Origin of the sequence: Mycolicibacterium canariasense, from assembly GCF_002101555.1 — a bacterium.
In the GTDB taxonomy this organism is placed as follows: domain Bacteria; phylum Actinomycetota; class Actinomycetes; order Mycobacteriales; family Mycobacteriaceae; genus Mycobacterium; species Mycobacterium canariasense.
In genome coordinates, this window is record NZ_LQOL01000057.1 from 1 (window position 1) to 3,183 (window position 3,183).

General features: G+C 68.3%; 4 protein-coding genes. 2 read left to right on the forward strand and 2 right to left on the reverse strand.

What is annotated here, in order from left to right; all coding sequences use genetic code 11:
- Window positions 1-577 precede the first annotated feature (577 nt).
- Window positions 578-844 carry a hypothetical protein gene (locus AWB94_RS19900; RefSeq protein WP_062657767.1) on the forward strand — a complete coding sequence of 89 codons (267 nt, stop codon included), beginning with the start codon at window positions 578-580 and terminating at the stop codon, window positions 842-844.
- 5 nt (window positions 845-849) lie between these two features.
- Here the strand turns inward: AWB94_RS19900 and AWB94_RS19905 are convergent, their stop codons facing one another.
- The gene (locus AWB94_RS19905) at window positions 850-1,527 is read right to left on the reverse strand and encodes a FadR/GntR family transcriptional regulator (protein WP_062657768.1); all 678 of its coding nucleotides are present in this window, start codon (window positions 1,525-1,527) and stop codon (window positions 850-852) included.
- Between the two features lie 48 nt (window positions 1,528-1,575).
- Between AWB94_RS19905 and AWB94_RS19910 the strand changes: the two genes are divergently transcribed.
- Complete coding sequence (locus tag AWB94_RS19910) at window positions 1,576-2,811, forward strand: MFS transporter (RefSeq protein WP_409365976.1); 1,236 nt, start codon at window positions 1,576-1,578, stop codon at window positions 2,809-2,811.
- Window positions 2,812-2,815: 4 nt separating this feature from the next.
- Here AWB94_RS19910 and AWB94_RS36295 read toward each other — a convergent pair whose 3' ends face one another.
- Window positions 2,816-3,004 (reverse strand): hypothetical protein, encoded by a 189-nt coding sequence (locus AWB94_RS36295; RefSeq protein WP_420092924.1) that lies wholly within the window; start codon window positions 3,002-3,004, stop codon window positions 2,816-2,818.
- Window positions 3,005-3,183 lie beyond the last annotated feature (179 nt).

Genomic DNA, 3,183 nt, shown 5'->3' on the forward strand with positions numbered 1-3,183 from the left:
TCATTTTCGAGAGACCTCGACCTCTATCCCGGCAACGACGCGCCAACCACCTCTACACCCTCATCTGTGAAGAGCCCGTCATTCCATCGACGCGAGCACGCATTTGATAAACATTTGCAAGCAGCGAAATGATTAGCCGCGCTCCGCTTCTGGGTGCATATTCGAGCCTCTCCGCGGTCTGCTTTTCGTTTTTGCTGTGCGGTTGGCGCCGTAGCGATTCGGGGTGTCGTTCGTGTTTTCGAGCGCCGTGCCGCCATGGCTTGGGGTGGTCTCCTCCGAGGTTGACACCAACCAGTCGGATGTCCAAAGATCGACGTGGGGGACGGGTTTCGATCAGGTCGAGGGGCTTGATCGAGACCCGCAGGAGCCAGGTGTCGGCAGGCGCACCGGGCGTCGGGTGCGATCGGAGGAATCGGTGGTGTGCATCGGGTACCGGTCGGGGGATAAGGTATTTCAATCGTTAACTGCTGCGCATACCGGTGGCGAGCAGCACGACACCGGAATATCCGATTCGGGGAAAGGCACACAGGCCCGCGGCTGACATTGATCAGCCGCCAGGAATGACAGGTGAACTCTGGTGACCGCTCAGGAAATCGTGGATGCCGACACCGACGGCGACGACAACGACCGTGACGGAGGACTCGCCGTCAACGTGCGGGTGCTGGTCCACCCCGACACCGCCGAGGAGGCACACGGCGTCGTCGTCGACGACTTCGGTGACGCGGCCGGTTACGCGGTGTCCGTCGGCGACAATCACATCGCCGATCCGGCCCGCCGCTGGGCGGTCCAACTCGACAGCGGCTGGCTGACCTTCGTCGACAGCGCCGATCTGCGCCCCGAGTAATCGGTTCAGGCGGGGTTGGGCAGTTCGCCCAGCAGCTCGTCCAGGAAACCGCCGGCCTCCCGCGCGGCGCGCTCGACATCCTGCGCATCGATCGCCTCGACCAGACCGCGGTGCCTGATGTGGGCGGCCGCCGCGGTCTCGTGGGTGGTGGTCGCCACGCTGGCGAGCACCACTTCGGTCAGGCCGCGGTACAGCTCGGTCAGCACCGTGTTGTGGGAACTGCGCACCACGGCGAAATGCAGCTCGGCATCGGCGCGCGCGAAATCCTCCAGGTCAGGCTCGTGCTGAAGTTCGTCGCGGCGCCGCAACAACTGCCAGAGTTCGGCAAGGTCGGTGTCGGTGCGGGCGGTGGCGGCCAGCCGTGCGCCCTCCACCTCCAGGCACCTTCGGACCTGCAGCACCTCGCGTAGTTCGGATCCGCAGAGCCGGCGCAGTGCCCCGGACACCTCGCTGGTGGCGCGGACATAGGTGCCGTCGCCTTGGCGGACCTCCAGGATGCCGCCGTGCGCCAGGGCGCGGACCGCTTCCCGCACGGTGTTGCGACCGACACCCAGCGTCTCGGCCAGGGCCGGTTCAGTGGGGATCTTGGTCCCGATCGGGTACTCCCCCGCCGTCACCGAAGCGCGGAGCTGGTCGATGACCTGATCGACGAGTCCGGTTCGACGTGTTGTGGCTAATGGCACACAAGACCCCTTTCATCCAATCATGGGATGTATGGCATGCTAACGCCGGTGACCGACTCCCGCCACAGCAGCACCATCGACCTTCCGCCCGTCGCGGGCACCCTTGGGTCGCGACCGGCGGCCGGCGGCGTGCTGTTGACGGTGGCTGTCGTACTCACTGCACTCAATCTTCGCCCGGCGATCACCAGTGTGGGTCCGTTGTTGGGCGATATGCGCGATTCGATGGGTGCCTCCGCGATCTGGGCGGGGGTGTTGACCACCTTGCCCGGGCTGTGCTTCGCCGCTGCCGGTCTGGCCGCGCCGCGGTTGGCGGCCAGGGTCGGCGTGGACCGCGCGATCGCCCTGGCCCTTGTCGTGCTCAGCGTCGGGCTGGTGCTGCGGGTGGTCGACGGACCGTCGGTCGTCATCGGTGGCACGCTCGTCGCGACCGCCGGGATCGCGTTGATCAACGTGCTCATCCCCGTCGTCATCAAGGAATCGTTCCCGGCCCGGATCGGCCTGATGACCGGCGTGTACACCGCCGCCCTGCAGGGCGGCGGCGCGCTCGGCTCGGCCGTGACACCGGCGATCGACGCGCTCTCCGGGTGGCGTACCGCACTCGGCGCGTGGGCGGGGCTGGCCGCACTCGCCCTGGCGGCCTGGCTGGCGGCGACCGGCCGCGGCGGTTCGGCCTCGGCGGCCCGACCCCAGGTCGACACCGACGCATTGCCGTCGCGCCGATCGATGCTCCGCAATCCGCTCGCGTGGACCATCACCCTGTTCTTCGGCTGCCAGGCGTTCCTCGCCTACGTGGCGATGGGCTGGCTGCCCGCGGTCTTCATCGACGGCGGCATGAGCAAGGGTGCCGCCGGATTGCTGCTCGGGCTGGTCTCCGTGCTGGCCGTGCCGGTGAGTGTCGTGATCGCGCCGGCGGCCGCCCGCAAGCCCAGCCAGAGTGGCTGGATCGTCGGCCTCGGAGTGCTCGGCATCGCCGGCGTTATCGGCCTGGCCGTGGCGCCCGATGTCGCCCCCTTGCTGTGGAGCATCTTGCTCGGCCTCGGGATGAGCGTGTTCTCGCTGGCCCTCACGGTCATCGCATTGCGCTCGCGCGATGCCGCCGACACCGCTCGGCTCTCGGGCATGGCGCAGGGCATCGGCTACCTGCTGGCCGGGGTCGGTCCGTTCTTGTTCGGTCTGTTGCACGAGGTCACGGGTGGCTGGACGGTGTCCTGGGGCCTGGTCCTGGCGGTCTACGCGATCCAGATGGTGACCGGCGCGCTGGCCGGTCGCAACCGTTACGTCTAACCGCTCAGACCGCCACGTCGGCCGGAGCCGGGAGTTCGGCGGCGGGCGGCGGGGGTACGTCGGCCGGGGCCGGCGGAACGAAGTCCACGGGTGCGGGCGGCGGCACCTCGGCGGGAGCCGGGGGCAGGAACTCAACGGGAGCCGCCGGCGGCGCATCGACGGGAGCGTTCGGATCCGGCGCGTCGGCGGGCATCGGCAGGTACATGTGATGGGTGAACTGCGGCTGATAGGCGCCGCCGCCGCCGACGCGGACGCCACCGCCCTCGCCCGAGGAGACCGCTGTGCCGTCGGGCAGCGCGCCGTTTCTGAGATAACTAACCAGTTCGGGGTTCTAAATGTCCTCATCTGAGCTGGTGGGCTTGGGGTGAGTGG